We start from the raw sequence: 26,542 nt of genomic DNA, 5'->3' as shown, positions 1-26,542 counted from the left end.
ACAAGCATGACTACAAATCGATTCGCGCACCTGACGCGAAGGACCGCCCTCGCACTCGCTGCCGCCAGCGCCACGGCTTATGCAGCACCCGTGCCGACCGTGCTCGAACCCGTCCTCGTCACCGCCACGCGCACCGAAGCCGCGCCTTTCGACGTGCCCGCCTCCATCGATCGCATCGACGGCGACGCGCTACGCGCCGGCCGCGCCCAGGTCAATATCTCCGAGGGCCTGGGCGCCGTGCCGGGCCTGCTGGCGCGCGACCGCCAGAACTACGCCCAGGACGTGCAGATCTCGGTGCGCGGCTTCGGCGCACGGGCCAGCTTCGGCATCCGCGGCGTGCGCGTCTATGTGGACGACATCCCCGCCACCCTGCCCGACGGCCAGGGCCAGATCACCAATGTCGAGATCGGCACGGTGGGCCGCGTGGAGGTGCTGCGCGGGCCGTTCTCGGCGCTGTACGGCAATTCCTCGGGCGGCGTCATCAGCATCTACTCCGAGAACCCCGCCGGCCCGCCGCGCCTGGACGCCGGCGTCAGCTTCGGCAGCGACGGCCTGCGTCGCGTGGCCGCCTCCAGCAGCGGCAAGGCCGGCGCCATCGGCTACACGCTGGGCGCCAGCCGCTTCGAGACCGACGGCTACCGCCAGCACAGCCAGACCGAAAGGCGCCTGGGCAATGCGCGACTGAACTTCAAGCTCGGCGCCGACACCCAGCTGACCCTCATCGCCAACAGCGTCGAGCTGCCCGAGGCCCAGGACCCGCTGGGCCTGACCCGCGCGCAATGGCAGGCCAACCCGCGCGGTGTCGACCCCGGCGCGCTGAGCTTCGACACGCGCAAGACCATGAAGCAGGCCCAGGGCGGCCTGGTGCTGGAGCACGGAATCGACGCCAGCAACTCGCTGCGCGTGATGGTCTACCAGGGCCACCGCACAACGACGCAGTTCCAGTCCATCCCGGTCGCCACGCAGGCCAGCCCCCTGCACCCCGGCGGCGTCATCGACCTGGCCCGCGACTACCAGGGCGCCGATGTGCGCTGGCGCTGGAAGAGCGCCACGGCCAGCGTCATCGCCGGCATCGCCGCCGATGAGCTGAGTGAGCACCGCGTCGGTTACCAGAACTTCATCGGCACGACCCTTGGCGTGCAAGGCGCCCTGCGCCGCGACGAGACCAACCACGTCAGCAATGCCGACCCCTATCTGCAGGCCGAATGGCGGCCCACGCCGGCCTGGCTGCTCAGCGCCGGCGTGAGGCGCAGCAAGGTCGACTTCCGCTCGACCGACGCCTACATCACCAAGACCAACCCCGACGACAGCGGCGCCGCCAGCTACGCGGCCAACCTGCCGGTGCTGGGCGCCAGCTACGCCGTCGACGACAGGCTGCGCGTCTACGCCACCGCCGGCCGCGGCTTCGAGACGCCCACGCTCAACGAGCTGGCCTACCGCCCCAGCGGTGGCACGGGCCTGAACTTCGGCCTGCAGGCCTCGCTGAGCCGCAGCATCGAAGCCGGCATCAAGGCCAAGCCCTGGGACGGCAGCGAACTCACGCTGGCGCTGTTCCAGACCGGCACCGAGCACGAGATCGTCACGCAGACCAATCTCGGCGGCCGCGCCACCTACCAGAACGCCGGCGCCACCCGCCGCCGCGGCCTGGAGGCGTCAGCTGCCTTCCAGCTCGCGCCCACGCTGCAGGCGCAAGTCGCCGCGACCTGGCTGGACGCGCGCTACCGCGACGGCTTCCTGACCTGCACGGCCACGCCCTGCGCCGCGGCCAACCAACAGGTCAACGCCGACAACCGCATCCCCGGCATCGCGCGCACGGCGGTCTATGGCGCGCTGACCTGGCAGCCCATCAGTGGCTGGCGCACCGGCCTGGAGGCGCGCGCACTGAGCAAGGTCTATGTCAACGACCTCAACAACGACGCCGCCCCCGGTTACGCGACGCTGGCCGCCCACGTCGGCTACCAGTTCAGCCTCGGCCCCTGGGACCTCGGCGCCTTGCTGCGCGTGGACAACCTGGGCGACCGCCGCTACGCCGGCTCCGTCATCGTCAACGACGGCAACGGCCGCTTCTTCGAGCCCGCACCGGGTCGCACCTTCCTCGCCAGTGCCAACGCGAGCTATCGCTTCTAGGAGAGCCGCCATGCACCGCCTCCTGCCCACGCTGACCCTGCTCGTCACGGCCATTGCCTCGGCGCATGCCGGCCCGCTGGCTTACGTCTCCAACGAGGGCTCGGGCACGCTCAGCGTCATCGACACCGCCACCGACGCCGTGCTCTACGAACTGCCCGCCGGCGCCAAGCCACGCGGCGCCGTCATCAGCCCCGATGGCCGCCGTGCCTATGTCAGCGACCAGCCCGGCAACCGCCTTGTCGTGCTCGACCTCGCCGCGCGCCGCCAGGCCGGCGAGATCCCGCTCGGCGAGTCACCCGAAGGCCTGGGCCAGTCCCCCGACGGCCGCTGGGTCGTGGCCGCCGTCGAAGAGGCCAACGAGATCGTCTTCGTCGACACGCGCACCATGGCCCGCAGCTTCGCCGTCAAGGTGAAGGGCAAGAACCCCGAGCACGCCGTCTTCAGCCCCGATGGGCGCTGGGTATTGGTCAGCGCGGAGGAAGGCAGCGCCGTGGACGTCATCGACGTGGACAAGCGCAGCCAGGTCGCGCAGATCCCCGTCGGCACGCGGCCGCGCGGCATCGGCTTCTCGCCGGACGGCAAGCGCGCCTTTGTCGCCGCCGAGATGTCCAGCGAGATCTATGTCATCAACACCCTGACCTTCACCGTGTTGAACAAGCTCAAGGCCGGCGCCAAGAGCAACGGCATCAGCGTGCACCCCGACGGCCGGCGCGTCTTCATCTCCAACGGCGGCGAGGCCAGTGTCTCGGTGCTGGACCTGGCGAGCATGACGCTGGTTGCCACCATCCCGGTCGGCCAGCGGCCCTGGAACATGGCGCTGACGCCCGACGGCAGCAAGCTCTACGTGGCCTGCGGGCGCTCCGGCGCCGTGTCGGTGATCGACACCGAGACCCAGCAGCGCGTGGCCGACGTGGCCGTGGGCAAGCTGCCCTGGGGCGTCGTGATCCGCTAGCAGCGGCACCCACAAGGAACACCATGACTCACCGCCACAGCAGATGCTGGGCGGCGCTGGCACTCGCCTATGCGTCCGCCTCCCACGCCCAGATCCATCAGCTCGAAAGGGTCGAGGTCGTCGCGCTGTCGCCGGTGCCGGGCGTGGATGTGCCGCGCGACTGGATCCCGTCGGCCGTGCAGACCGCCCGCGCCGCCGACCTCGAGCGCAGCCAGGCCCTGGACCTGAGCAGCTTCATGAACCGGCGCCTGGGCAGCGTCTACCTCAACGAGGTGCAGGGCAACCCGCTGCAGCCGGACCTGAATTTCCGCGGCTACACGGCCTCGCCGCTGCTGGGCTCGCAGCAGGGCCTGTCGCTGTATCTGGACGGTGTGCGCCTCAACCAGCCCTTCGGCGATGTCGTCAGCTGGGACCTGCTGCCCAGGTCGGCCATCGCCGCCGTCGCGCTCAACCCGGGCTCCAACCCGCTGTTCGGCCTCAACACGCTGGGCGGCGCGCTGGCGGTACAGACCAAGGATGGGCTGAAGCACCCCGGCAGCTCGCTGCAACTGCTGGCCGGCTCGCACCGCCGCAGCGCCGTCGAGTTCGAGCATGGCGGTGCCGACGCCGAAGGCCGGCACTGGTTCATCACCGGCAACCAGTTCAACGAGCGCGGCTGGCGGGCCGACTCGCCGTCCCACGTGAGCCAGCTCTTCGCCAAGCTCGGCCGGCGCAGCGGCGACACCGACGTCGCCCTCACCGCCGCGCTGGCCCGCACCAGCCTGAACGGCAACGGCCTGCAGGAACAGCGCTTTCTCGACCGCGACCGCGCCAGCGTCTACACCCGGCCCGACAACACCAGGAACCGCTCGGTCCTGCTCAACCTCGCGCTGTCGCAGAGCCTGAACGCGCAGTGGACGCTGAGCGGCAACGCCTACGCGCGGCTGATCCGCACCCGCACCTACAACGGCGACCTCAACGACGACGCGCTGGACCAGTCCCTCTACCAGCCCAGCGCCGCCGAACGCGCGGCCCTCGCCGGCGCGGGCTACACCGGCTTCCCGACCGCCGGCGAGAGCGCGGCCAACACGCCCTTCCCGAAGTGGCGCTGCATCGCCCAGGCCCTGCTGAAGGACGAGCCGGCCGAGAAGTGCAATGGCGTCATCAACCAGACCCGCACCCATCAGCACAACCAGGGCTTCACCGCCCAGCTCGGCCACGACGGCCCGCTGTTCGGCCTCAAGAGCCAGTCCCTCATTGGCGCCGCGGCCGACTTCAGCCGCAGCCACTTCATGCAGGGCTCAGAGCTGGGCTATCTCAACGCCGACCGCGGCATCGCCGGTGTCGGCGCCTTCGGTGACGGCATCAGCGGCGGCGAAGTGGATGGCGCGCCCTACGACACGCGCGTCGACCTGGCCGGCCGCACGCGCACGCTCAGCGTCTTCGCCAGCACGGTGCTGGGCATCGCCGACGGCACGCACCTGACGCTGTCGGGCCGCTACAACCAAAGCACGGTGCGCAACCGCGATGCCATCACGCCCGGTGGCAGCGCGGGTTCGCTGGACGGCGACCACCGCTTCAGCCGCTTCAACCCCGCCATCGGCCTGACCTTCACGCCGGTGGCCGGCATCAACGCCTGGGTGGGCGTCAACCAGGGCAGCCGCGACCCGTCGTCCATCGAACTCGGCTGCGCCGACCCCGCCAACCCCTGCAAGCTGCCCAATGCCTTCGCCGGCGACCCGCCGCTCAAGCAGGTCGTCACGACGACTGCCGAGGCGGGCATCCGCAGCGCATCAGGCGGCCCGCTGGCCTGGAGCGTCGGCGTGTTCCGCTCCGACAACCGCGACGACCTGCTCTTCGTTGCCGACGACGCGGCCGGCTTTGGCTACTTCAAGAACTTCGGCAAGACGCGCCGCCAGGGCGTCGAGCTGGGCCTGTGCAGCCAGCCGGCCAAGGGCCTGACGGCGGGCGTGAATCTCACGTTGCTGGACGCCAGCTACCGCACGGCCGAGGTCGTCAACGGCGCGTCCAACAGCAGCAACGATGCGGCGCTGGCGGGCCTGCCCGGCGTGGACGGCAATATCCAGATCAGCCCCGGTGATCGCATCCCGCTGGTGCCACGCAAGATGCTCAAGCTCTATGCCGATCTCGACCTCGGCGAGGCCTGGAGCCTCGGTGCGGACGCCATGGCGATGGGCGGCTCGACGGCGCGCGGCAACGAGAACGGCCAGCACCGGCCCGACGGCAGCCACTACCTCGGCGCGGGTCGCAGTGCCGGCTACGCGGTGCTGTACATCACTGCGGCCTGGAAGCCGAGCAAGGGGCTGAAGCTGTTCGCCCAGGTCAACAACCTGCTCGACCGCGCCTACGCCACCGCCGCCCAGCTCGGCCCCACGGGCTTCAACGAGGCGGGCAACTTCCAGAGCCGGCCCTTTGCGGCCAACGCCAACGGTGACCGGCCGTTGCGCCACGCGACCTTCTACGCGCCGGGTGCGCCGCGGGCTGTGTCACTGGGTCTCAGGTACGAGTACTAGCCCTTGGGCGTTGCTACACGCGGGCACAACGCGCCCGCGGCGCACGCAACAGCGCACCTGCGTACACACCCGCAACTGCGTGCCAGCACGGCACGCCCGATTGCTCCTACTGCGCCGCGCGGCAACGCCCGCGCGCGCCACTCGCTCCAGCCCGGTACTGGCACAGCGCTTGCGCAAAGCGCTTCGGCCACATCACCACAACTGGAGACAACATGAACACGACTCGTACCCTTATCGCCACCGCGATCGCCGCAACAAGCACGGTTGCCCATGCCGCCGACTTCAAGGCCGGCGAATGGGACCTGAGCCTGGGCGGCATCGTCAACGCCTACTACACCCACACCAGCTGCTCGGGCTCGCAGGCCGTCGGCGGCGTGGCGCTGGCGACCAAGGGCCTGGGCTGCGGCGGCACTGACGGCCGCACCGTCATCGGCAACGGCCTGCTGCCCAATGCCCTCACCACCACGGCCAAGACGCGCCAGGACGGCTACGACATCCAGGCCACGCTGATGATCGGTGCGGCCGTCGCCTCGGGCGACGCGATCTCCAACAACAGCAACGTCGACGTGCGCCAGGGCTTCGTCACCTTCGGCAATGCCGCCATTGGCACGGTCAAGCTCGGCCGCGACTACGGCCTGTTCGGCCAGTCCGCCATCCTCGGCGACATGACCCTGCTCGGCGCCGGCGCGCCCGTCGCCGCCACCCAGCGCAACCGCGTCACGCTGGGCCACATCGGCTCCGGCTACACCTACCTCGGCACCTACGGCCAGATCGCCTACAGCCTGCCCGCCAGCGGCGGCTTCTCCGCCACGGTAGCGCTGATGAGCCCCGTCGACGCTGGCGCCTCCATCGGCCGCAACGAGCCGCAGCTCCAGGCGCTGGCGACAGCCAAGTTCGACGGCGGCAAGGCCTGGGTGGGCGTGAAGCGCCAGAAGTTCGAAGGCACGGGCGGCGCGGCCAGCTTCACGATGAATGCGGCCGAGGTCGGCGCCAGCGTCAGCGTCGGCGCGCTGGGCTTTGCGGCCAATCTGCAATCGGGCAAGGGCCTGGGCGTGCTGTCCGACGGCGACAGCGGCAACCGCAAGCAGACCAACCTGCTGCTGCAAGCCACCTGGCAGGCCACGGCCAAGACCAAGTTCGGGCTCAACTGGGGCGAGAGCAAGCTGAAGGATGGCGCAGCGGCCGACTTGCGCAGCAACACCAATGTGACGGCCGGCCTGTACTACGGGCTGACCAAGAGCGTGACGCTGGTGGGGGAGCTGAGCCGGACGACGTCGAAGCCGGTGGCGGGTGCCGACGCGCGGATGAACGGGGTGGCGTTGGGCGGCATCGTGTTCTTCTGACGCCTGATCGCGGCGCCTCGGCCTACGGCGCCGCGCATGGATCGTTCCTAACATCGTCGCTCTGAAGCTGGCAAGGGCCGGCTTCGTCAACACGGGACGGCCCGCCTGCCGGGCCGTTGGCGGAACAAGCGATGCGCAAGGGCACCATGGCTTCCTATCTGGCGGTCGCACTGGCCACGACGGTGCTGACCCTGTTGGGCGTGCTCGTCTACCAGAACCTGGCGGGCCACGAGAAGAAGATCGAGCAGCAGCTGCCCAAGCTGTACGAGACCGATGACGCGGAGTTCCGCCGTGCGCTGGGCGCGTTGCTCGGCCCGCAGATCGTCGAGGGCAACCAGGTCGAGACCCTGCTCAACGGCGACGAGATCTTCCCCGCCATGCTGGCCGCCATCCGCTCGGCCCGCACGACCATCACCTTCGAGACCTACATCTACTGGTCGGGCAGCATCGGCCGCGAGTTCGTCGAGGCGCTGACGGAACGCGCCCGCGCCGGCGTCAAGGTGCACGTGCTGCTGGACTGGGTGGGCAGCATGAAGATGGACGCGGCGCTCGTGCAGGAGATGAAGGACGGCGGCGTGGAATGCGTGCGCTTTCACGAGCCGCGCTTTGCCAACTGGGGCCAGCTGAACAACCGCACCCACCGCAAGCTGCTGGTGGTGGACGGGCGCGTGGGCTTCACCGGCGGCGTCGGCATCGCCGACCAATGGCGCGGCAAGGCACGCGACAAGAGCGAGTGGCGCGACACGCACTACCGCGTCGAGGGCCCGGTGGTGGCGCAGATGCAGTCCGTGTTCCTGGACAACTGGATGCGCGCCACCGGCAAGGTGCTGCACGGCGAAAACTACTTCCCGGCGCTGAAGCCCGCCGGCCCCTACGCCGCGCAGATGTTCAGCAGCTCGCCCAGCGGCGGCAGCGAAAGCATGCAGCTGATGTACCTGCTGGCCATCACCGCCGCCCGCAGGAGCATCGACCTGGCCAACTCCTACTTCGTGCCCGACGAGCTGACGGTCCGGACCCTCATCGACGCCGCCAAGCGCGGCGTCAAGATCCGCGTGGTGACCCCCAGCGAGCACATCGATTCAGAGGTGGTGCGCCTGGCCTCGCGCAGCGACTGGGGCCCCATGCTGGAGGCCGGCATCGAGTTCGCCGAGTACCAGCCCACCATGTTCCATGTGAAGGGCATCGTCGTGGACGGCATCTTCTCGTCGGTGGGCTCGACGAACTTCGACAACCGCTCCTTCCGCCTCAATGACGAGGCCAACCTCAATGTGTTGAGCGCGGACTTTGGCCGCGTCCAGCAGCAGGTGTTCGAGGCCGACTGGGCCAAGGCACGCCGCGTCACGCTGGAGGACTGGCGCCACCGCCCCTGGACCGAGAGGCTGCTGGAACACGCGGCCAAGGCGCTGCACACCCAGCTCTGAAGGCGGCGTCTTTCAGGCCTGCGCGTCGTCGCGCGCGGCATTGCCGCCTACACGGGGCGCGCGAGCGACCGCCTAGATTGGGGCATTGCCCATTTGAAAGCCCGCCATGCGCGCCCTCTTCGTCACCACCAGCGCCACCCAGCTCGCGCCCGACCATCCCACCGGCCTGTGGCTGGAGGAATTCGCCGTGCCCTATCTGGCAGCCACCGAGGCCGGCATCACCGTCACGGTCGCATCGCCCCAGGGCGGCTCCGTGCCCCTGGACCCCAAGACCGAACCGACCGACAAGCAGCGCGACACCTGGGCCAGGCCTCTGGAAGCGCTGCGGCACAGCGTCACGCTGGCGTCCATGCGGGACGAGACCTTCGACGCCATCTTCATCCCCGGCGGCCATGGCCCGATGGTGGACCTGGCCCAGGACGCCACCCTGCACGCCCTGGTGGCGCGGCACGATGCGAACGGCAAGGTGATCGCCGCCGTCTGCCACGGCCCGGCCGCGCTGGTGCATGCCAAGCGCGCCGATGGCCAGCCCTTCTTCCAGGGCCGCCGCGCCACCGGCTTCACCAATGCCGAGGAGTTCCTGGCGCGCCTGAAGGACGTCGTCCCCTTCCTGCTGGAAGACGAGATGAAGGCCGCCGGCGCCGATTTCCATTCCGCGCTGCTGCCCCTGCTCAGCCACGTCGAGCAGGACGGCAACCTGATCACCGGCCAGAACCCGAATTCGAGCGAAGCGGTGGCGAAGGCCTTGGTCGCGGCGCTCTCGGGGCGCTGACCCGCGCGTTGACGCCTTGCGCGGAGCACGGCCGCGGCGACTCCGCCCCTGGCATGCTTCGCCGCAGCCTGGAGGCGTCAGGCTTCTTCCAGCTCGCGCCCACGCTGCAGGCGCAAGTCGCCGCCACCTGGCTGGACGCGCGCTACCGCGACGGTTTCCTGACCTGCACCGCCACGCCCTGCGCCGCGGCCAACCAACAGGTCAATGCAGACAACCGCATCCCCGGCATCGCCCGCACGGCGGTCTATGGTGCGCTGACCTGGCAGCCCACCAGCGGCTGGCGCACGGGGCTGGAGGCGCGCGCGCTGAGCAAGGTCTACGTCAACGACCTCAACAGCGACGCGGCGCCCGGCTACGCCACGCTGGCCGCGCACGTCGGCTACCAGTTCAGCCTCGGGCCCTGGGACCTGGGCGCGCTGCTGCGCGTGGACAACCTGGCGGGTCGGCGTTATGCGGGCTCGGTCATCGTCAACGACGGGAATGGGCGGTTCTTTGAGCCGGCGCCGGGGCGGACGTGGCTGGCGAGCGCGAACGCGAGTTATCGCTTTTGCTCGGATGAGCAGGCCACGGCCAAGACCAAGTTCGGCCTGAACTGGGGCGAGAGCAAGCTGAAGAACGGCGCTGCGAACAACGACCTGCGCAGCAACACCAATGTGACGGCCGGCCTCTATTACGGCCTGACCAAGAGCGTGACGCTGGTGGGCGAGCTGAGCCGGACGACATCCAAGCCGGTGGTGGGGGACTCGGCGCGGATGAATGGGGTGGCGCTCGGCGGCATCGTGTTCTTCTGACGATCAAGCGCCGTCGATGCGTGGCCACGATGACACCTTTCCCAACTGGCGCCTGATTCGAGTGGCCCGTACGTAGTCCACGTAGCCACCTCAGTGTGAGCCCCGCGCCCTGCGCCTCAGCAACACTGGGGTGAGCTAAAGATTTTTAGATCTGAGCGGATCGACCTGAACCCGAACTTGCGCCCCCGACCTCGTGACTAACGGAATCGTACATCCTCAAATCTGAGGAGGCGGCTTACAGATAGCTGCAATAACGTCGTTTGGCTTGGTCTATAGAACCGCGGGGACAAGAGGAATTCATGGCATCTGCAGACGCCTCAGAGCCAGACATTAAAGAGCACATTACCCATGCTCGGCTTGTTCATTTCAGCTTGCTGGCGGCCTGCTTAGCGACGCTTGTCGCAATTCTTCCTTCCGGCTCTGATTCTCTTGCCAAGGCGATGGATGAGATCGAAGTCATAAAAAGACTTGTTTACAAGATACCTGGGGAATGGAACCGAGAATACTACGTCGCAAGCAACCAACCAAACTGCCCCCAGCAGCATCACGATTTCAATATCATCAGTTTTGATCAGAAATTTAATGGGCTAAAGATTCCCGCTTTTGGTGACTGCGAAATCCATGCCATATCCATTCAGAAGCCAATTCTCGAAGGTGACACTAAGGACCGAGTTTGGGATCTTATGGAGCTAGGGGCGGGACCCTCTTATTTTAAAAACAAAGCCGCAATTCTGTCGGACCTTACCATCAACGAATTCAAGCAATTTTGGGACGCCCTCCATTCTGCAGGGAAGCCCATAAAGCTTGAAGGATTCAGCAGAGGCATTGCCTTCCCAAAGAGCGAAATCAACACCGTCAACGCAAATGGCAGGGTTGCATTTGCCAGAATTGGGGGAGCATTTGAAAACAATAGCCTCGTGTTCCGATTTGTCGGAGGAAAAGATGACGGCGCCGACTTTATCGGGCCTGTTTTCACAAAGTTTAGCAAATCCACGTCGCTCGAACACTTTAGCCCAAGCGCAACTGATTTCAGAAAAACCACGACGTGCAAATCGGGCTATAAAAACTCGGAAGACGTTTTCAATGATTTTTCAATAGAATTATTGCTGGGCTCCCAGAAATTCTTAGAGTGCAGTGCAACAATATACGGCAATGAAACCACCAGTTCAAATTCACACGAACAGCATTCGATATTGCTGGGAATTCAGGGCACGCCTGCTTTGCAAAAAACATTGATGCAATACTTTATTTCACATGCTCAATTCACAGGAAAGGTCAGCTCATTCTCCAGCATGTTTCCGGGACTGACAAATCAACCCGAAGAATTGCTTGATATCAAAGTCAACAAAGCCAAGGCCTTGTTGCGATCAATGTACGTACAGAATGGTGGTACTTTTGAAGCGCTAGGCGTCAAAGTGCCAGCGAATGTCGCCAGAGAAGGCAGCGCATTTGTTATTGTCGCAATTCAACTTTACCTATTAATGCATTTACTCCCCATCCGAAATCTAGCTCAAGACGGGAAGATTCGTCTCCATCAAACAGCATGGATCGCCCTGTACAAAGGGAAATTAGCCGGTATTGTCTCGGCAGTCACCATGGCAGCGGCCCCAGTGGGCATTCTGCTTGCATTACTTGATTCAACCGTCAAGTGGTCAAGCGCCGACAGTCAAAAAACACTAGCCGAGTTGTTTTTGGTTAATATTTTTGCCTCAATAACAATTGCCATTGTATTGCTGGATATTCGAATCACGCTGCTTAAGAACGCATACCTAGAGTCTTAGGCATTCTTTTGAAATTAATATCCGGCTCAGTTCATACAACAGTGGCGAATTTGGGGCCAAGTCTCAAATCTAACGGCCGGATGGCAATTGCCTGCGCACCACGCAATGATGCGCAGCAAGTGGGCTCACCCCCCTAACCAACACCCATTACCAGCACGCCACGTGCGGCTGATGTAGTCATGTCCGGCTTGTTTGAGCAGCACTCATTACAGATGAGGATGTAACACCGCCCGCCGCCACACAAGATGCCCTCCGATTTCGCCGCGATGACGGCGGCAGCCTCAAGGAGGACATATGTCGACACGAAACCATCGGCGCGTTGTCGCCGCCGCATTGGCGGCATGCCTGGCTCTGGGAACAACGCTCGCGCATGCAGAGGACGCGACGACCACCGACGCGCTGAAGCGCGCCCGTACCAAGGCCCTGCTGAAGAATGATGCGCAGTTCTTCAACGAAGCTGTGCGGCGCCTGACGCCCGAGCAATACCAGAGCGTTTTCAAAGCCGCCAAGTCGGCGTCTGCGCCGACCAAGGAGGGGCAAGATGCCCTGCGCATGCAGCAGCGCCTGGTAGGCGACCTGCCGACGGCGGATTTCGATCAGCTGGTTGTACTGGCCGCGCCGTTGTTCGCCGCCTATCAGGTCGAATGCGCCAAGAAGATGCCGGCCATCCACACCGTTGGCTGGAGCCCGACGTTCACCTTCGAGTCATCTCAAACGCCGCGGCCGTCCAAGGCCGGGGAACGCGCCGTGCGTATCCCTGTCGAGGGCTATGACCTTGATCAGCCCTGCATCGCCATCGACGTCAGCATCGAAGGCACGGTCCCGGTCTCCTTGAACGGCGACTTCAAGTCCGGCAGCACGGACTTCAAGGTCAACTTGCCCTCCGAGGATCAGAAGGATGGCCTGGAAATCGTCCTGCAGGAGCCCTTCATCGACCGCCTGCACACCGGTGACAAGGTCGTCATCAAGGTCACGGCGGCGAACAAGTTCGCGCTGCCCGAGACGGCGGAGGCCGACGGCAAGGAGATCTACCGCCGCAAGTCCATCGCGCGCCGGGTCTTCGTCGCCTACGAGACCGAAGCCTTCCGCACCCAGGTGCTGCGCTCGCGCATCCGGCCCGACGACATCAATGCCTTCCCGCTCCCGGAGAACGACATCGCCGCCCTGTTCGGGCCGCTGATCGCCAGGAACTATTTCGTGGTTCGCGTGTCGGTGCGCAACACGGAGTCGGACGCCAAGATCATCAGCACCGGCATGATCCGCGCCTCGGGTACGGCCATGATCGACCCCAAGGCGCCGGGCCCGTCCTTCTCCGTGCCGGTGTCCGTCGTGCCGCACAGCCTGACTCAGATCTATTCAGTGCTCACCGACGAGGAGGTGGACCGGGCGCGGCACCGCACCTTCCGGGCCCTGGAATTCATCGGCGCGCTGGCCGCAGGCGCACAGGGCGTCTTCAGCTACGGCGCTCAGGCCGCCAAAAACGTCGCGCTGTTCACGGGCATCGTCGTGCCCGAGGCCAAGAAGCTGTGGCCGGACCGCTGGCCGGGCTACCAGCGCAACATCGTCACCTATGCCATGCAGGACCTGGTCAAGGTGCCCGCCAATTCCGTCATGGACCACAAGTTCCTGTTCTTCTCCAAGAAGGAGCTGGATGGTCTGGTGTCCGACCCCAATCTGTTCAAGGCCTCGACCCCAACGGAGCAGATGATCGACAGGGTCTTCACCGGCGACTCTCGCAATCGTTCCAAGCCCGACGCCTACGTCATCGCACTCGCCTTCGACACGCTGGACATCCGCTTCGAGACCATGGCGGTGACCCTTGACCAGACCTCGCGCGACGTGTTGAAAGACCTGGTGGGCCAGGTGGCCGACCAAGCCGGAAACCTGGACCAGTCCGCCGTCTGGCTCACCACGCAGCCTGCGGTGGACTCGCTGAAGTTCGGTAGCTACTCGGTCGCCGACAGCAAGAAGCTCACGCCGGCACTGGCCGCCATTGCCGGGGTGAATGCGGGCACGGACGCCGACCTGTCCAAGGCAGTGCAGAACGCCAAGCTGCTGAAGGGATTGGCCGAGGGCGTGGAACCGACCACCAACACGTCGGCGCTGGCCACCGACCTCTACGCCTCGTCGGCCAAATACGGCCAGGCCAGCCTCGCCAAAGCGAAGCTCCGCGTCGGCGAGCTGACCCAGCGCGTCAACAGCGGAGCCGACGCCGAGATCGCAAAAGACGAGATCAACGCCCTGAAGAACACCATGACCGGCAGCCGCGACCTGCTGGCCTTCTACAAGGCCGTGGCCAGCACCTTGCATGACCTGGCCGGCACCATTGACAAGGTCAAGGCGGCGGCCACCGCCAGCACCTTGAGCAAAGACCAGAAGCGTCAGATGCAGGACTTCAACACCAGCGTCGAAGCGATGCTGACCGATCTCGCAAGCAAGCGCCCGCCACAGGCATCGCTGCAGGTCAAACCGGCGCAGTGAGCGCGCTCCCACTGAGCGGGGCCGGCACGGCCCCGCTCACCGCTTCGCCCGATGCAGGATGGTGGCGATGACCGACCGGTCGTCAGGCCCGGTGGTGGACGAACTGATGCCGGAGAAGTTCGGCCCCCACCAGGGCTGTTGGGCGATCTGGCCGACGGTGCCGCCCCAGCGCTGGGCCGCGCCCGCCCCGACGCCGAACAGGCGCAACTCGCACAGGGTGCGGCGGCACTCCACCGCGAGCAGCTCCAGGCCCTTCTGCACGCCGGCATCCTGCAGCGACTGTCGCAACTGCGTCTCCATCTGCCGGGACCAGTCCGGGTCCAGCGGCTCACCGGCAAAGCGGGCATGCAGTTCCTGCAGCGAGGGCGGCCGATCGCTCATGTCGAGCAGCAATTTGGCATGCTCGCTCGACAGCGCGACGGCGGGCACGTCCACGCGCAGGGCAGCAGGCGCCACGGCGGAGGCGCCGGTCTTGCGCGGGTCGGCCGCGGCCAGCACGGGCGGGCAGGCCGCTGCAGGCGTGACGGCGACAGGCGCACCGCCGTGGCTGCTTGCCGATGCCACCTGGCTGGCGGCCACCGCAGCGGCAGGCGCCGAGGTCGGCTGAGGCACGAGGGCTGGGGCCAGCGGCGCGCTGGTTGAAGCCGCGGCAGGCGCAGCCACCGGGCTGGCCGACGCACCGCTGAAGTAGTGGGTTGCGATGACAGCAAGGGCCGCGCCCGCGACGCCGCCGATGACAAGGTCTCGAATATTCATGGCTCCCTTGCCGCCAGCGGGCTTGCCGCGCTGGGCGCGGTCTGGGGCTGTACGGCTGCGGCGCAGCATAAGGGCGGCGCCGGTATGGCGCGACAAGGTCGAAGGCCTGGGCTGGCGCGTGACGCGCCTGGCGCACATCAGCGACTACTTCTGGGCCCCGGCCTTCGTGCTGGTGGCCGAGGCGGCCTGACTGACGCGAAACCGCGCTGCGCGTGGGCTCAGTGTGCGTGCGAGGCCGCGCCTGCGGGCGCCTCCGCCCGGGCCTTGCAGTGCTTGTCCATCATGCTGTCGGGCGCGCTGGCGGCGCGCCCGGGCTCGGCGGCGTGGCGCTTGCACATCTCGTCCATCATGCCGCCTCCCTTGGCGGCGTCCTTGGGGGCGCCTTCAGCCGCCGAGGCGTGGGCGGTGTGGCCTTGGGGCGCTTGGGCGGCGCAACCCGCCAGCGCCAGGACGAGAACGGGGGCGAGCGGCTTCATGCGGAATCCTCCAACAGCTTCGCCCCAGCATGCGCCGCCGTGGCTGCGCGGCGCTTGACGAGGATCAACCCCGCTGGCCTGCACCCCCCGAGCATCCTGAAGATGAAGGACGCTTCGCCGCCCTGACGCCGCCCGTCTCACCGCAAACAGGGCCGCGGGCGCACAGTGCGCCGGCGCACCACCGCGCGAACGCATTCACCGGCGTCGACGGTGAGGAGGACTTCAAGATGAACTACGCGAAGCACATGCTGACGGGGCTGCTGGCGGCAGGTTTGACGATGGTTGGCGCTGCGGCATTCGCCCAGGACTCCAGCTACAAGCCGAGCACGGTGTGGAACTTCTCCCATATCAAGATCGAGCCCGGGCAGTTCGAGAACTACATGGACTTCCTGGCCAAGACCTGGAAGAAGTCCAACGAGTTCGGCAAGAAGGAGGGCTACATCCTGTCCTACCACGTGTTCGCGGTGAACAACCCTCGCGAGGGCGAGCCCGACCTGATCCTGGCCATCGAGTCCAAGGATTACATGACCACCGCGCAGCAGCTGGACGTGCAGAAGAAGTACGAGGCCTTCATGGCCATGGACCCGCACAAGCAGGACGCGGCCTCCGGCGAGCGCAAGGTGATGCGCAAGCTGGCGGGCAGCATGGAGCTGCAGGAGCTGGTGCTGAAGTAGGTGGGCGGGGCCCGGGCTCCCATCTGAGCTCGGCGTTGTTCGCGTCCCGCGCGGCGACCTCATGCTTTTTCAACCCCCTCAAACCTTGGGTCGGAACCGTCACGCCACGCTGGCATGCTTGGTCCATCTCTCAGCAGTACGAGACGACCATCATGTTGCACCTCACGCCCACCCCCGACCGCGACCAGACCCTCGGTGAAGAGATCGCCAATGCCATCAGCCACGGCCTGGGCGTGGTGCTGGCCATCGCGGCCCTGCCCATCCTCGTGACGCGGGCGGTCAGCGCCGGCAGCGCGGCCGATGTGGTGGGCGCTGCCGTCTTTGCGGCCACGATGATCCTGCTGTATGGCATCTCCACGCTGTACCACGCCTTACCTGTGGGCGGCCGCGCCAAAGCGGTGCTGCTGCGGCTGGACCATGCCGCCATCTACGTCTTCATCGCTGGCAGCTACACGCCCTTCACGCTCGGCGTGCTGAATACCGGCCCGGGCACGACGCTGCTGATCGCCGTCTGGGCCGCGGCGGCCTTCGGTGTGGCCATCAAGCTGCTGAACCGGCTCAAGCACCGCTTCGTGTCCACGGGCCTTTACCTGGCCATGGGCTGGGTGGTGGTCTTCGCGGCCGGGCCGCTGGTGTCGCGCCTGCCGGCGGCGGGCCTGACGCTGCTGATCGCCGGCGGCCTGAGCTACACGCTGGGCGCCTTCGTCTTCCTGCTGGACAACAAGGTGCGCTACTCGCACTTCGTCTGGCATCTGTTCGTGCTGGGCGGCAGCGTCTGCCACTTCTTTGCGGCGCTCTGGTACGCCTATGGTTGAGGGCGCGACACTGGGCCCCTCAGCAAGGAGTGCCCATGCCCAAGGCCTACTGGATCGCCCGCGTCGACGTCAGCGACGCCGAGACCTACAAGCTCTACGTCCAGCGCAATGACGCGGTGTTCGCCAAGTTCGGCGGCCGCTTTCTCGTGCGGGCCGGCCAGTTCGAGAACCCCGAGGGCGCCAGCCGCGGCCGCAATGTGGTGATCGAGTTCCCGAGCTACGAGGTGGCGCAGGCCTGCTACCGCTCGCCCGAGTACGCGCCGCAGATCGCGCTGCGCCAGTCCTGCGCCGAGGCGGACATCGTCATCGTCGAGGGCTACGACGGGCCGCAGCCGGGCTGAACCGCAAGGGCTCAGCTGCTGCGCCGCCGCGCGAGAGCGAGCAGCGCCGCGAGGCCACCCACCCACAGCCAGGCGGTGCCGGGCTCCGGCACGGGCGCGTTGGCCACGCCCGGACTGACGGTCACGGTGTAGAGATTGGCGTTCGGAAAGCTCAGGTCGACGAAGAAGAAGGGGTCGGCCGAGGCCGAAGCGAACTCGTCGACGAAGCTGGCACCCGCGGCGGCGGTGATGGCCAGGTGAACCGTGCCATTGGGCCCGCCAGACTTCATCGGCAGCGACAGCACGCCATGGAATGACGGGCCGCCGCCGCAATTCAGGTCTGGCGCGCAGGCCGCCACGCCAATGCCCTGGCCGAGGCCGTTGGCGACGTTGAGCGTGGCGATGGCCCAGGCCTTGGAGCTGTCCCGGCCCAGGGCGTCCAGGTGGGTGGCGATGGAGATGGGCACCATGTCGCCCGGGTTGCCGCCGGTGACCTGGAACTCGTAGTCCAGCCACGCGGTGACGCTCGCTCCCACCGCATTGGCTGGGAAGCCATAGGCGCTGGCCTGCCCCGACAGCAGCACGAAGGGCGCCATGCCGACACTGCCCGACGCGCTGAGCGCCCCGCCGCCGCCCAGGCTGCAGCCGGAGGTGCTGGTTTGCAGCCCGTGGTTGCCCGGCTCGTCGGTGCGGCACTGGATGAACGATGCCGGGGCCGCGAGCGGCACTGCCGCCGCAGGCGGCGCCAGCACGGTGAGACCGGCCACCATGAGGCCGCTGGCGAGCCCGGCCAGGCGCATGCGCTTGATGAATCTCATGGCGGCCTCCCTGGCCTGGCCAAAGAACCAACTTAGGCGCGGGCCGTGGCGGCCGCCATCCCCAGTTGAGAAGGGCTCGGGCAGCGCCGGCCACGCAACGCGGGGGCGCCAACCGTGACCTAACCCCGCCGCAGGCGGGCTTGCAGCCTCGCGTCCTACAAGGGTTTAGAGGCCGCGTGGTACATTCGGCGCATAGATTCGCACAAGACCGTTTCCTCAAGGTCTTATCTGCAGCCCCGCTGGCCATCCCCTGGCCCTTCTTGCGAGCGGCTCGCTTCAGCAACTCCCGGTGAGTGTTCTTGAGTGTTTCTGTCTCCGCGCGGCATGACGCTGGCGGAGTATTTTTTCCATCTATACATTTCCCAAAGGAAACACCATGACTACAGAAACCGGCACCGTGAAGTGGTTCGACGACGGCAAGGGCTTCGGCTTCATCACGCCTGACAACGGCGGCAAGGACCTGTTCGCTCACCACAGCGAAATCAAGAACGCCGGCGGCTTCCGCTCGCTGGCCGAAGGCGCCAAGGTTTCGTTCGAAGCCACGCAGGGCGCCAAGGGCCCGCAGGCTTCCAACATCCGCACGCTGTAATTTGTGCACGGGCGCCTCGTGCGCCCAAGGCCGCCGCCAGCTCGATCTGGCGCGGCACCACCAAAAAGAAGAAAAATATGAACAACAACAATATCGAGGTGGGACGCTTTCTGGTTTCACCCATGACCCAGGCCCGCGCGGGCGGCGGTTTCGACGCCTTGGTGTCGATCCGCTCCGGTCGCGGCATGGCCAGCGTGGATCGCGTCATGCGTTTCACGCCGCAGTTCATCAGCCCGCAGGCAGCATTGCACTACGCTCGGACTGAAGGCCTTGCCTGGGCGCGCTGCCATTGAGGAGCGCGCGCGGTCACCGGCCGCACCAACAAGTGCCGGCACGGCCACGTGCTCGGCCTCCCGTCTAACTTTCGCAACGGAGCCCAACACTTGGCCAAAGAAGAACTGATCGAAATGCAAGGCGTCGTGGATGAAATCCTGCCCGACTCGCGCTTCCGCGTGACGCTGACGAATGGCCACAAGGTCATCGCCTACACGGGCGGCAAGATGCGCAAGCATCACATCCGCATCCTGGCTGGCGACAACGTGTCGCTGGAGATGTCGCCCTATGACCTGAGCAAGGGCCGCATCACCTTCCGTCACCTGGGCGGTCCGCGCCCCGCGCCCACGGGCGCCCAGCGCCGCTAAGCCCTCGCGGCTCAGCCACCCCCGATCGGCCGCCCGGCATGCCCTGGCGGCCGATACTTTTTGTGCGGCCCGTGCACAGCCCGACATCCAGCGGCCGCCCCAGCGCGTAGGCTCCGCATGCCCATGTTGAAAGCCGGCCTCTTCCTGCTTGGCGCCCTGCTGCTGGCGGGCGTGCTGGTGGCCTGCGCGCCGGTGAAGGCGCTGAATGCCCTCGCACCCCGCCACACGCACACGCTGACGACCGGTGTGGCCTACGGGCCGGGGCCGCGCCAGCAGCTGGACGTGTACCAGCCGGCGCGCGCGGCGCCGCGCGACGGCTGGCCGGTGGTGGTGTTCTTCTACGGCGGCTCCTGGAACCGCGGCAAGCGCGGCGACTACGCCTTCGTCGGCGAGGCGCTGGCCTCGCGCGGCATCCTGACGCTGGTGGCCGACTACCGCCTCTACCCGGAGGTTCGCTACCCCGACTTCCTGCGCGACAGCGCTGCGGCGCTGGCCTGGGGCCTGAGCCATGCCCAGGGCCTGGGTGGCAACCCGCGGCGGGTCTTCGTCATGGGCCACAGCGCCGGCGCCTACAACGCCGCCATGCTGGCGCTGGACGCGCGCTGGCTGCAGCCGACCGGCCACACGCCGCGCGAGCTGGCCGGTTTCATCGGCCTGGCCGGGCCCTACGACTTCCTGCCCATCACCAACCCCGACGCCAAGCCGGTGTTCTTCCACCCCGACTACCCGCCGCGCACGCAGCCACTGGAGCACGCCGGCAAGGGCGCGCCACGCAGCTTCCTGGGCGCGGCCAAGGACGACGAGCTGGTGAACCCGCAGCGCAACACGCAGGGCCTGGCCACCAAGCTGAAGACGCTCGGCGTGCCGGTGACGGTGAAGCTCTATGACCGCGTCGGCCACATGACGCTGATCGCGGCCTTCGGCGCGCCGCTGCGCTGGCTGGCGCCGGCGCTGGAAGACGTGACGGCCTTCGTCAACGGACCGCCTGGGCGCTGACCACGGCGCGCCGCAGCGCGTCCAGCGCGTCGCCGTCACGCCAGCCCTCGGCCGCATCGCCGACGACCACTTCCACCATGGCGCCACCCGCCAACACGTGCGAAGCCACGGCCCGCGCGCCGAGCCAGAAGCCGTCGCGCCGCGCCACTTCCAGCAGCCCCTCGCGCAGCGCCTCGGGCGCGGCGGGCAGGTGCAACTGGAAGGCGTTGACCTGCGGCCGCTCGGGCGCCACGCGCCAGCCGGGCTCGGCGGCCAACACGGCGGCCAGCACCTGGGCCCTCTCGCGGTAGGCGGGCATGCGCGGCAGCTGCGTGCGCAGGCCTTGCAGCGCGCTCAGCACGAAGGGGTGGACGGTGAAGAGGTTGCCGGCCAGGCGGGTTTGCCAGGGCGCGAGCTGGGCGATGAAGTCCTCGCTGCCGGCCAGCACACAGCCGGCCAGGCCGCCCAGGCCCTTGTAGAAGGACACATAGACCGATTCCGCCAGCGCGGCGATCTCGGCCAGCGAGCGACCGTAATAGGCCGAGGCCTCCCAGAGCCGGGCGCCGTCGAAGTGCAGCGGCACGCCGCGCTCCCGGCACCACCGGCTGAGGGCAACCAGGTCGTCCCACTCGGGCAGCACATAGCCGCCGCGGCGCAGCGGCAGTTCCACGGTGACGACGGCTGGCTGCTCCGGCGCAGCCATCACCTCCTCGATGCGGCTGGGCCGATCCGTGCGGCCGATGCGCAGGCCGCGCAGTCCCATCAGCTTTTCAAAAGCCTCGGCCTCGTCGATGGCGATATGGCTTTGCGGGTGCAGGGCCACCGGGCCGTCGCCTTCACCGCAGTGCACACGCAGGGCGGCCAGCTGGGCGGCCACACCCTTGTGCATGAAGCGCGCGGCCGGCTTGCCGAGCAGGGCCGCCACCTCGGCCTCCAGCGCCTGGATGGCCTGGCCCTGGCCATAGACGTCCAGCGGCAGCCCGGCCTCGGGCAGCTTGGCCAGGGCCAGCAGGGAGTCGCGCATGGACGTCAGCGGCCGGTGACCGTTGAGCCAGCGGGTGCAGCGGTTGCGCAGTTCGGCATCGGCGTGGAGGGTGGTGTTGGAGTAGCTTGCAGCGGGCATGGGCGCGAGTGTCACACCGGGCGGGAATGCCTTTCCGATCGGGGTTCACTAAACTCTCGCCCTTTTTCCTCGCGCGCTCGCACAAGCGCGCCAGCCCCATGCAAGCCCTCCCACCGCAGCCCATCGCCGCCGAGCCCCTGACCCGGTTGCTGCTGCAATGGGGCGTCGCGCCGGCGCCGGCGGCTCCCGTGGCCGAGCGCCTGGGCGGCTGGCTGGGCTGGGCGGAGGCCATCGGGCTGTCCCAGTTGCTGGCCACCGCCCCCGCAGCCGGTGCCAACGCCGCCGCCCGCAGTGAAGGCCTGGCCTGGGCCGACGCCGCGCTGGCGCGCCTGCAGGAAGAGCTGACCGCAGCCTTCGACGACGCGCTGCTGGCACGCGAATCGGCCGAGCTGGCGCCCGAAAGCGTGCCGCTGGCCGACCTGATGGCCCCCTACCGCCTGCACCACGCCCAGCAGCAGCGCAGCATGGCCGCCCGCGTCGCCACGCTGCGCGAGCGCCTGCGCCCGCGCCTGGCCGAGGCATCCGGCCCGCTGGCCCGCCTGGCGCAGCTGGACGCCGTGTTCGAGCGCGCCGTCGCGCAGCAGGAGCGCCCGCTGCTGGCCGGCCTGCCCGCGCTGCTGACCCGGCGTGCCGAAACACACCATGCCACCGACCCGCGCCGCTGGCGCGCCCGCTTCTGGGCCGACCTGCAGCGCGCGCTGCGGGCCGAGCTGGACCTGAGACTGCAACCGGTGCTGGGCCTCCTCGAAGCCCTGCACCAAGCCGATTCCTGATGAACCGTTTCCTGAACGCCCTCTACCCTCTCGCCCTGGCCGCCGGCCTCGCGGGCATTGCCGGCGCCGCGCTGGCCGCCGCGCGCCACCACCCGGTGGCGCTGGCGATGACGCTGCTGATCGCGGCCTTCTTCGCCATCGGCATCTGGGAGCTGACGGCCTTCCGCCGCGCCAGCCGCGAACTGGATGCGGCGCTGGACGGTGATGACTTCATCGCCAAGCTGCCCGCCACGCTGAGCGCGGCCGTGCAGCAGCGCCTGGACGGTTTGCGCGTGGCCCTGCCCGGCCTGTCGCTGGCGCCGGCCCTGGCCGGCCTGCTGGTGCTGCTGGGCATGCTGGGCACCTTCATCGGCCTCGTCATCACGCTGAGCAGCACGGCCAGCGCCCTGGGCCAGACGGCCGACCTGGCCGCGCTGCGCAACGCGCTGGGCGCACCCGTGCAGGGCCTGGGCCTGGCGTTCAGCGCCAGCGTGGCCGGCGTGACGGGCTCGGCCATGCTGGGCCTGATGGTGGCCCTGGCGCGCCGCGAACGCGCCGCCGTGGCAGCGCAACTCGACACCGCCCTGCTGGGCAAGCTGCGCCCGCTGACCGCCGCCCACCGCCGCGCGCTGGAACAGCAGGCCGCCGAGGCCGCGGCCACCGAGGCGGCGCAGCAGCGCCAGCTCGAGCTCGTCGCCCAGCTGCAGCAATACGCCAAGCAGATGGCCGAACAGCTCGCGGCGCAGAACGACCGCTTCCACGGCGAGACGAGCAAGGCCTACACGGCCCTCGCCGCCAGCGTGGACACGACGCTGCGCAACAGCCTGGCCGAGAGCGCCCGCCTGGCCGGCGCCGCCATCCAGCCTGCCGCCGAAGCCGCCATGGCCGGCATCGCCCGCGAGGCCGCGGCCCTGCACGAGCGCGTGGGCACGCAGGTGGCCGGCCAGCTCGGCGCGCTCAGCCAGCGCTTTGAAGCCGGCGTGGCCCAGATCGCCCAGCAGGGCGAGGCCGCCGCCAAGGCCCAGGGCGAAGGCCTGGCCCAGCAGCGCGAGGCCGCGCTGAAGTTGCTGGCCGACACCCATGCCGCCACGCAGCAGGCCGTCGAGCGCCTGGGCGAGCGCTGGGCCGGCGAAGCACAGGCCCTGCTCGCCAAGCTGGGCGAGGCCGACGGCGCCCGCGCCGCGGCCCTGCGCAGCCAGGTCGATGCGATGGCCGAACAACGCCTCGCCGCCCAGCAGGCCGTGGCCGACACCGCCGAGCGCTTTGCCGCGCAGACGCAAGCCCTGCTCGACCGCGTGGCCGAGGCCCAGGCACGCCAGCAAGCCACCCAGGCCGAACAGCGCGATGCGGCCCAGCAGGCCATCACCGCCACGGCCGAGCGCTTTGCTGCGCAGACCCAGACGCTGCTCGACCGCATCGCCGAAGCGCAAGCCCGCCAGCAGGCAGCACTCGCCGAACAGGACGCCCAGCGCCGCGCCGAGGCGCAGGCCGAAGCACAGGCTCTGGCCCAGCAGCGCGCGGCCAACGAACAGCTGCTGGCCGCCAGCGGCGAGCGAGCCCAGAACGCCCTGACCGAGCTGACCGCCGGCTTCGCCGCGCAGACCCGGGCCGCCGTCGCCGCCCTGGCCGAAGCGCATGGCCAGCTGCAGTCGGCCCATGGGGCCAACGACGCCGAACGCCTGGCCGCCTGGTGCACCGAGCTGCAGGCCGCGGGTGCCGCCCAACTGGCCCAGCAGCAGCAGCTCGCCGACGGCCTGCTGAGCCACACGCGCGACCTGGTGGCCCAGGGCCAGGCCCAGGCGCAAACGGCGCTGACCGAGGCCGGCGCGCTGCTGAAGGCCGCTGGCGAAGCACCGCGCGCGGCCGTCGAGGTGGTGGCGGCCCTGCGCGAGCAGCTCGCGCAAAGCCAGGCTCAGGACCGCGCGGCCCTGACCGAACGCGCCGAGCTGATGCAGACGGTGTCGACGCTGCTGGCCTCGCTGCAGCAGGCGGCCGGCGAGCAGCGCGCCGCGCTCGACGGGCTGATCAGCAGCGCGGCGTCCCAGGTGGATGCGCTGGTCGGCAGTTCGGCCAGCCAGCTCGAAGCCCTGGGCCAGCGCTTCACGGAGCAGACCGCCATGACCGGCCAGGCCCTGTCCGACGCGGCGACGACCATCGCCGCCAGCGCCGCCGAGATGGGCAGCCTGGGCGAGGGCTTCGGTGCCGCCGTCGAGCAGTTCCAGGGTGCCAACGCCCAGCTGGTGCAGCACCTGGCCGCGCTGGAGGAGCGCCTGGCCGGCGCGATGGCGCGCAGTGACGAGCAGTTGGGCTATTACGTGGCCCAGGCCCGCGAGGTCATCGACCTCTGCCTCGGCTCACAGAAGCAGGTGCTGGACGCGCTGCAGACCACGGCGGCCGCGAATGGATGAGCCGCTGGAGATCGAGCAGGAAGGCGTCGGCGCGCCCGCGTGGGCGGCCTTTGGCGACCTGATGGCCGGCGTGCTGGGCGCTTTCGTGCTGGTGCTGGCCGCGGCGCTGGTGGGCCAGCTGGACCTGGCCAACAAGCTGGAAGCCGAGGTGCAGCAGCGCCAGGCCGAACAGGCCCGCCGCGAGGCGCTGGAGCGCGCCCTGGCCGGCCCGCTGGCGGATGGGCGCATCACGCTGGTGGAAGGCCGCATTGGCATCAGCGGCGCGGTGCTGTTCGCCATCGGCTCGGACCAATTGCACGCCGACGGCCGCGCGCTGATCAAGAGCCTGGCCCTGCCGCTGCGCACCTATCTGGCCCAGCGCGACGAGATCCTGATGGTGAGCGGCTTCACCGACGACCGCGGCATGCTGGCCGGCAAGGGCGCATCGAAGTTCGCCGACAACTGGGAGCTGTCGGCCCAGCGCGCGCTGACCGTCACGCGCACGCTGATGGCCGAAGGCCTGCCGCCGGACGCCGTGTTTGCCGCCGCCTTCGGGCCGCAGCAGCCGGTGGCGTCCAACGACGAGGCCGCCGGCCGCGCGCTGAACCGGCGCGTGGAGATCGCGCCCACGCCGCGGCCCAAGCGGGCAGCAGCCTCGGCACCGTGATGGACGATCCCGTCGCCTGGGTGCAGGCCCGCACCGAGACCGACCCGGTGCGCCGGCGCGTGCTGGAGGGGCTGGCGCGGCGCGCATCTGCGCTGGAGGCGGGTGCGCTGCGTGAACGGCTGATAGCCAAGCTGGTGCAGCGCGCCGAAGCCGCGCCGGTTGCGCTGCCGGTGCGCCCGGCAGCGAACGCCCCAAGTCCGCTGACGGAACTTGTCGCCCAGCTGCAATCCGGCCCCGAGCTGCGCAATGTGCAGGCCCACCGCCGCACCTGGAGCGCGCTGCGCCTGACGCGCCGCATGGCCGAGGTCTGCGCGCCGGTGCCCGAGCACCTGGGCCCGCTGAACAGCCAGGTGCTGGTGGCCCGCGCGCTGCAGCAGGTCCAGGCCCTGTCGCCCGACTATCTGCAGCGCCTGATGACGCAACTCGACGCGCTGGCCGCACTCGCGCCGCTGCAGGTTGCCGCCGAAAGCGATGCCAGGCCGGCCCGCAAGCCCGCCGCTCGGCGGCGTTGACGCGCACAGCAGTTCGCTGCTGACAGGATCTGACAGGGCTCAGGCGCGAAGATGACAACGCTGCCAACGCTCCAACCTGCCGCATGACGCCCATCCTCTACTTCTCCCGCAACCCCAACCCACGCCTGGCCGTCGCGGCGGCGAAGTATTTGGCCGCGCCGGTCACCTACGAGTTCGCCGCGCCGCTGGCGCCGGGCCAGGCCGACAAATACCGCCATCTCAACCCCTCGCTGCGCCTGCCCATCCTGGTCGAGGCCGACGGCAGCTCGCTGTTCGAGGCCGATGCCATCGCTTGCCGGCTGTCGCAGCTGGTGGGCTCGGAGTTCTGGCGCACAGGCGCTGAGCTGCCCGACATGATCCGCTGGGTGAGCTGGAGCCGCGACAACTTCATGAATGCCTGCGACATGGTGCATTTCGAGCGCGGCACCAAGCAGCGCTACAAGCTGGGCGCGCTGGACGAGGGCCTGGTGGTGCGCGGCACCACGCGCTTCCATGAGACCGCGGCCATCCTGCAGGCCCATCTGGCCAAGCAGGAATGGTTGCTGGCCAGCGGCCTGAGCTATGCCGACTTCCGCATGGGCGTCTTCCTGCCCTTCAACGACGTGGCCAAGCTGCCGCTGGCCGACTACCCGGCCGTGGCCGCCTGGCATGAAAGGCTGATGGCGCTGCCGGCCTGGGCCGATCCCTTCGACGGCTTGAGCGCGCCCGAGCTGCCGCCTGTGGCTTAGGCTGGAATGCGGTTCAGCTAGGGCAGTTGTCGACCCAAACCGGAAATAGCACGAGGCCCGATGAGGCGGCCCAAAGCTGACGTTCAATGTTGAAGTTGATCTGCGGACTGAGGCTTGCCGAGCAAAGT

26 protein-coding genes are annotated in these 26,542 nt (G+C 68.3%); 22 read left to right on the top strand and 4 right to left on the bottom strand.

Annotated elements, in window-relative coordinates; translation table 11 throughout:
* Nucleotides 1–6 precede the first annotated feature (6 nt).
* From AC1D2H_RS13620 to AC1D2H_RS13580, 9 genes are all read left to right on the top strand, one after another.
* Nucleotides 7–2,127, top strand: coding sequence for a TonB-dependent receptor family protein (locus AC1D2H_RS13620; protein WP_478011333.1), 2,121 nt, complete (start codon nt 7–9; stop codon nt 2,125–2,127).
* A gap of 10 nt (nt 2,128–2,137) precedes the next feature.
* Nucleotides 2,138–3,079 (top strand): beta-propeller fold lactonase family protein, encoded by a 942-nt coding sequence (locus AC1D2H_RS13615; RefSeq protein WP_478011332.1) that lies wholly within the window; start codon nt 2,138–2,140, stop codon nt 3,077–3,079.
* 23 nt (nt 3,080–3,102) lie between these two features.
* Entirely contained in the window at nt 3,103–5,592 is a 2,490-nt protein-coding gene (locus tag AC1D2H_RS13610) for a TonB-dependent receptor (protein ID WP_478011331.1), read from the top strand.
* A gap of 212 nt (nt 5,593–5,804) precedes the next feature.
* Nucleotides 5,805–6,935, top strand: a complete 1,131-nt coding sequence (locus AC1D2H_RS13605) for a porin (RefSeq protein WP_478011330.1) — start codon at nt 5,805–5,807, stop codon at nt 6,933–6,935.
* Between the two features lie 131 nt (nt 6,936–7,066).
* Nucleotides 7,067–8,356 (top strand): phospholipase D-like domain-containing protein, encoded by a 1,290-nt coding sequence (locus tag AC1D2H_RS13600; RefSeq protein ID WP_478011329.1) that lies wholly within the window; start codon nt 7,067–7,069, stop codon nt 8,354–8,356.
* Between the two features lie 106 nt (nt 8,357–8,462).
* On the top strand, nt 8,463–9,128 hold the full coding sequence (locus tag AC1D2H_RS13595; RefSeq protein WP_478011328.1) for a type 1 glutamine amidotransferase domain-containing protein: 666 nt from the start codon (nt 8,463–8,465) through the stop codon (nt 9,126–9,128).
* Nucleotides 9,129–9,181: 53 nt separating this feature from the next.
* The gene (locus AC1D2H_RS13590) at nt 9,182–9,919 is read left to right on the top strand and encodes a TonB-dependent receptor domain-containing protein (RefSeq protein WP_478011327.1); all 738 of its coding nucleotides are present in this window, start codon (nt 9,182–9,184) and stop codon (nt 9,917–9,919) included.
* 299 nt (nt 9,920–10,218) lie between these two features.
* Nucleotides 10,219–11,700: a hypothetical protein gene (locus tag AC1D2H_RS13585; RefSeq protein WP_478011326.1), complete on the top strand. Its 1,482-nt coding sequence runs from the start codon at nt 10,219–10,221 to the stop codon at nt 11,698–11,700.
* A gap of 294 nt (nt 11,701–11,994) precedes the next feature.
* Nucleotides 11,995–14,181: a hypothetical protein gene (locus AC1D2H_RS13580; RefSeq protein ID WP_478011325.1), complete on the top strand. Its 2,187-nt coding sequence runs from the start codon at nt 11,995–11,997 to the stop codon at nt 14,179–14,181.
* 36 nt (nt 14,182–14,217) lie between these two features.
* On the opposite strand, the gene AC1D2H_RS13575 is transcribed toward AC1D2H_RS13580, so the two are convergent.
* Complete coding sequence (locus AC1D2H_RS13575; RefSeq protein ID WP_478011324.1) at nt 14,218–14,937, bottom strand: hypothetical protein; 720 nt, start codon at nt 14,935–14,937, stop codon at nt 14,218–14,220.
* Between AC1D2H_RS13575 and AC1D2H_RS13570 the strand changes: the two genes are divergently transcribed.
* A complete protein-coding gene (locus tag AC1D2H_RS13570) occupies nt 14,936–15,127 on the top strand; it encodes a hypothetical protein (protein WP_478011323.1) in 192 nt (63 codons plus the stop codon). The genes AC1D2H_RS13575 and AC1D2H_RS13570 overlap by 2 nt on opposite strands.
* A gap of 28 nt (nt 15,128–15,155) precedes the next feature.
* Here the strand turns inward: AC1D2H_RS13570 and AC1D2H_RS13565 are convergent, their stop codons facing one another.
* Complete coding sequence (locus tag AC1D2H_RS13565) at nt 15,156–15,413, bottom strand: hypothetical protein (RefSeq protein WP_478011322.1); 258 nt, start codon at nt 15,411–15,413, stop codon at nt 15,156–15,158.
* A gap of 227 nt (nt 15,414–15,640) precedes the next feature.
* On the opposite strand from AC1D2H_RS13565, the gene AC1D2H_RS13560 reads away from it, so the two are divergent.
* From AC1D2H_RS13560 to AC1D2H_RS13550, 3 genes are all read left to right on the top strand, one after another.
* A complete protein-coding gene (locus AC1D2H_RS13560) occupies nt 15,641–16,087 on the top strand; it encodes a hypothetical protein (RefSeq protein ID WP_477931659.1) in 447 nt (148 codons plus the stop codon).
* Nucleotides 16,088–16,239: 152 nt separating this feature from the next.
* On the top strand, nt 16,240–16,902 hold the full coding sequence (trhA, locus tag AC1D2H_RS13555; protein ID WP_477931660.1) for a PAQR family membrane homeostasis protein TrhA: 663 nt from the start codon (nt 16,240–16,242) through the stop codon (nt 16,900–16,902).
* A 35-nt stretch (nt 16,903–16,937) separates the two neighbouring features.
* Complete coding sequence (locus tag AC1D2H_RS13550; RefSeq protein ID WP_477931661.1) at nt 16,938–17,243, top strand: DUF1330 domain-containing protein; 306 nt, start codon at nt 16,938–16,940, stop codon at nt 17,241–17,243.
* A gap of 11 nt (nt 17,244–17,254) precedes the next feature.
* Here the strand turns inward: AC1D2H_RS13550 and AC1D2H_RS13545 are convergent, their stop codons facing one another.
* Nucleotides 17,255–18,040 (bottom strand): hypothetical protein, encoded by a 786-nt coding sequence (locus AC1D2H_RS13545; protein WP_477931662.1) that lies wholly within the window; start codon nt 18,038–18,040, stop codon nt 17,255–17,257.
* Between the two features lie 376 nt (nt 18,041–18,416).
* On the opposite strand from AC1D2H_RS13545, the gene AC1D2H_RS13540 reads away from it, so the two are divergent.
* The 4 genes from AC1D2H_RS13540 (at nt 18,417) to AC1D2H_RS13525 (ending at nt 20,266) form a co-directional block, all read left to right on the top strand.
* Nucleotides 18,417–18,629, top strand: a complete 213-nt coding sequence (locus tag AC1D2H_RS13540) for a cold-shock protein (RefSeq protein ID WP_477931663.1) — start codon at nt 18,417–18,419, stop codon at nt 18,627–18,629.
* A gap of 77 nt (nt 18,630–18,706) precedes the next feature.
* Nucleotides 18,707–18,922, top strand: coding sequence for a hypothetical protein (locus AC1D2H_RS13535; protein ID WP_477931664.1), 216 nt, complete (start codon nt 18,707–18,709; stop codon nt 18,920–18,922).
* Between the two features lie 90 nt (nt 18,923–19,012).
* Nucleotides 19,013–19,270 (top strand): translation initiation factor IF-1, encoded by a 258-nt coding sequence (gene infA / locus AC1D2H_RS13530; protein WP_477931665.1) that lies wholly within the window; start codon nt 19,013–19,015, stop codon nt 19,268–19,270.
* A gap of 117 nt (nt 19,271–19,387) precedes the next feature.
* On the top strand, nt 19,388–20,266 hold the full coding sequence (locus AC1D2H_RS13525; RefSeq protein ID WP_478011321.1) for an alpha/beta hydrolase: 879 nt from the start codon (nt 19,388–19,390) through the stop codon (nt 20,264–20,266).
* On the opposite strand, the gene AC1D2H_RS13520 is transcribed toward AC1D2H_RS13525, so the two are convergent.
* Complete coding sequence (locus AC1D2H_RS13520; protein WP_478011320.1) at nt 20,244–21,368, bottom strand: threonine aldolase family protein; 1,125 nt, start codon at nt 21,366–21,368, stop codon at nt 20,244–20,246. The genes AC1D2H_RS13525 and AC1D2H_RS13520 overlap by 23 nt on opposite strands.
* Before the next feature lie 98 nt (nt 21,369–21,466).
* On the opposite strand from AC1D2H_RS13520, the gene AC1D2H_RS13515 reads away from it, so the two are divergent.
* From AC1D2H_RS13515 to AC1D2H_RS13495, 5 genes are all read left to right on the top strand, one after another.
* On the top strand, nt 21,467–22,141 hold the full coding sequence (locus AC1D2H_RS13515; protein WP_478011319.1) for a DUF3348 family protein: 675 nt from the start codon (nt 21,467–21,469) through the stop codon (nt 22,139–22,141).
* Entirely contained in the window at nt 22,141–24,528 is a 2,388-nt protein-coding gene (locus AC1D2H_RS13510; protein ID WP_478011318.1) for a coiled-coil domain-containing protein, read from the top strand. The genes AC1D2H_RS13515 and AC1D2H_RS13510 overlap by 1 nt, the downstream gene beginning before the upstream one ends.
* On the top strand, nt 24,521–25,174 hold the full coding sequence (locus AC1D2H_RS13505) for an OmpA family protein (protein WP_478011317.1): 654 nt from the start codon (nt 24,521–24,523) through the stop codon (nt 25,172–25,174). The genes AC1D2H_RS13510 and AC1D2H_RS13505 overlap by 8 nt, the downstream gene beginning before the upstream one ends.
* Nucleotides 25,174–25,686, top strand: a complete 513-nt coding sequence (locus tag AC1D2H_RS13500) for a DUF2894 domain-containing protein (protein ID WP_478011316.1) — start codon at nt 25,174–25,176, stop codon at nt 25,684–25,686. Before AC1D2H_RS13505 ends, AC1D2H_RS13500 begins: the two co-directional genes overlap by 1 nt.
* An 83-nt stretch (nt 25,687–25,769) precedes the next feature.
* Nucleotides 25,770–26,414 carry a glutathione S-transferase family protein gene (locus AC1D2H_RS13495; protein ID WP_478011315.1) on the top strand — a complete coding sequence of 215 codons (645 nt, stop codon included), beginning with the start codon at nt 25,770–25,772 and terminating at the stop codon, nt 26,412–26,414.
* Nucleotides 26,415–26,542 lie beyond the last annotated feature (128 nt).

The organism is Roseateles sp. P1_C1_2 (assembly GCF_056406535.1).
Note: the sequence above shows the minus strand (reverse complement) of the source record. Positions and strands in the feature narration are given on the sequence as shown.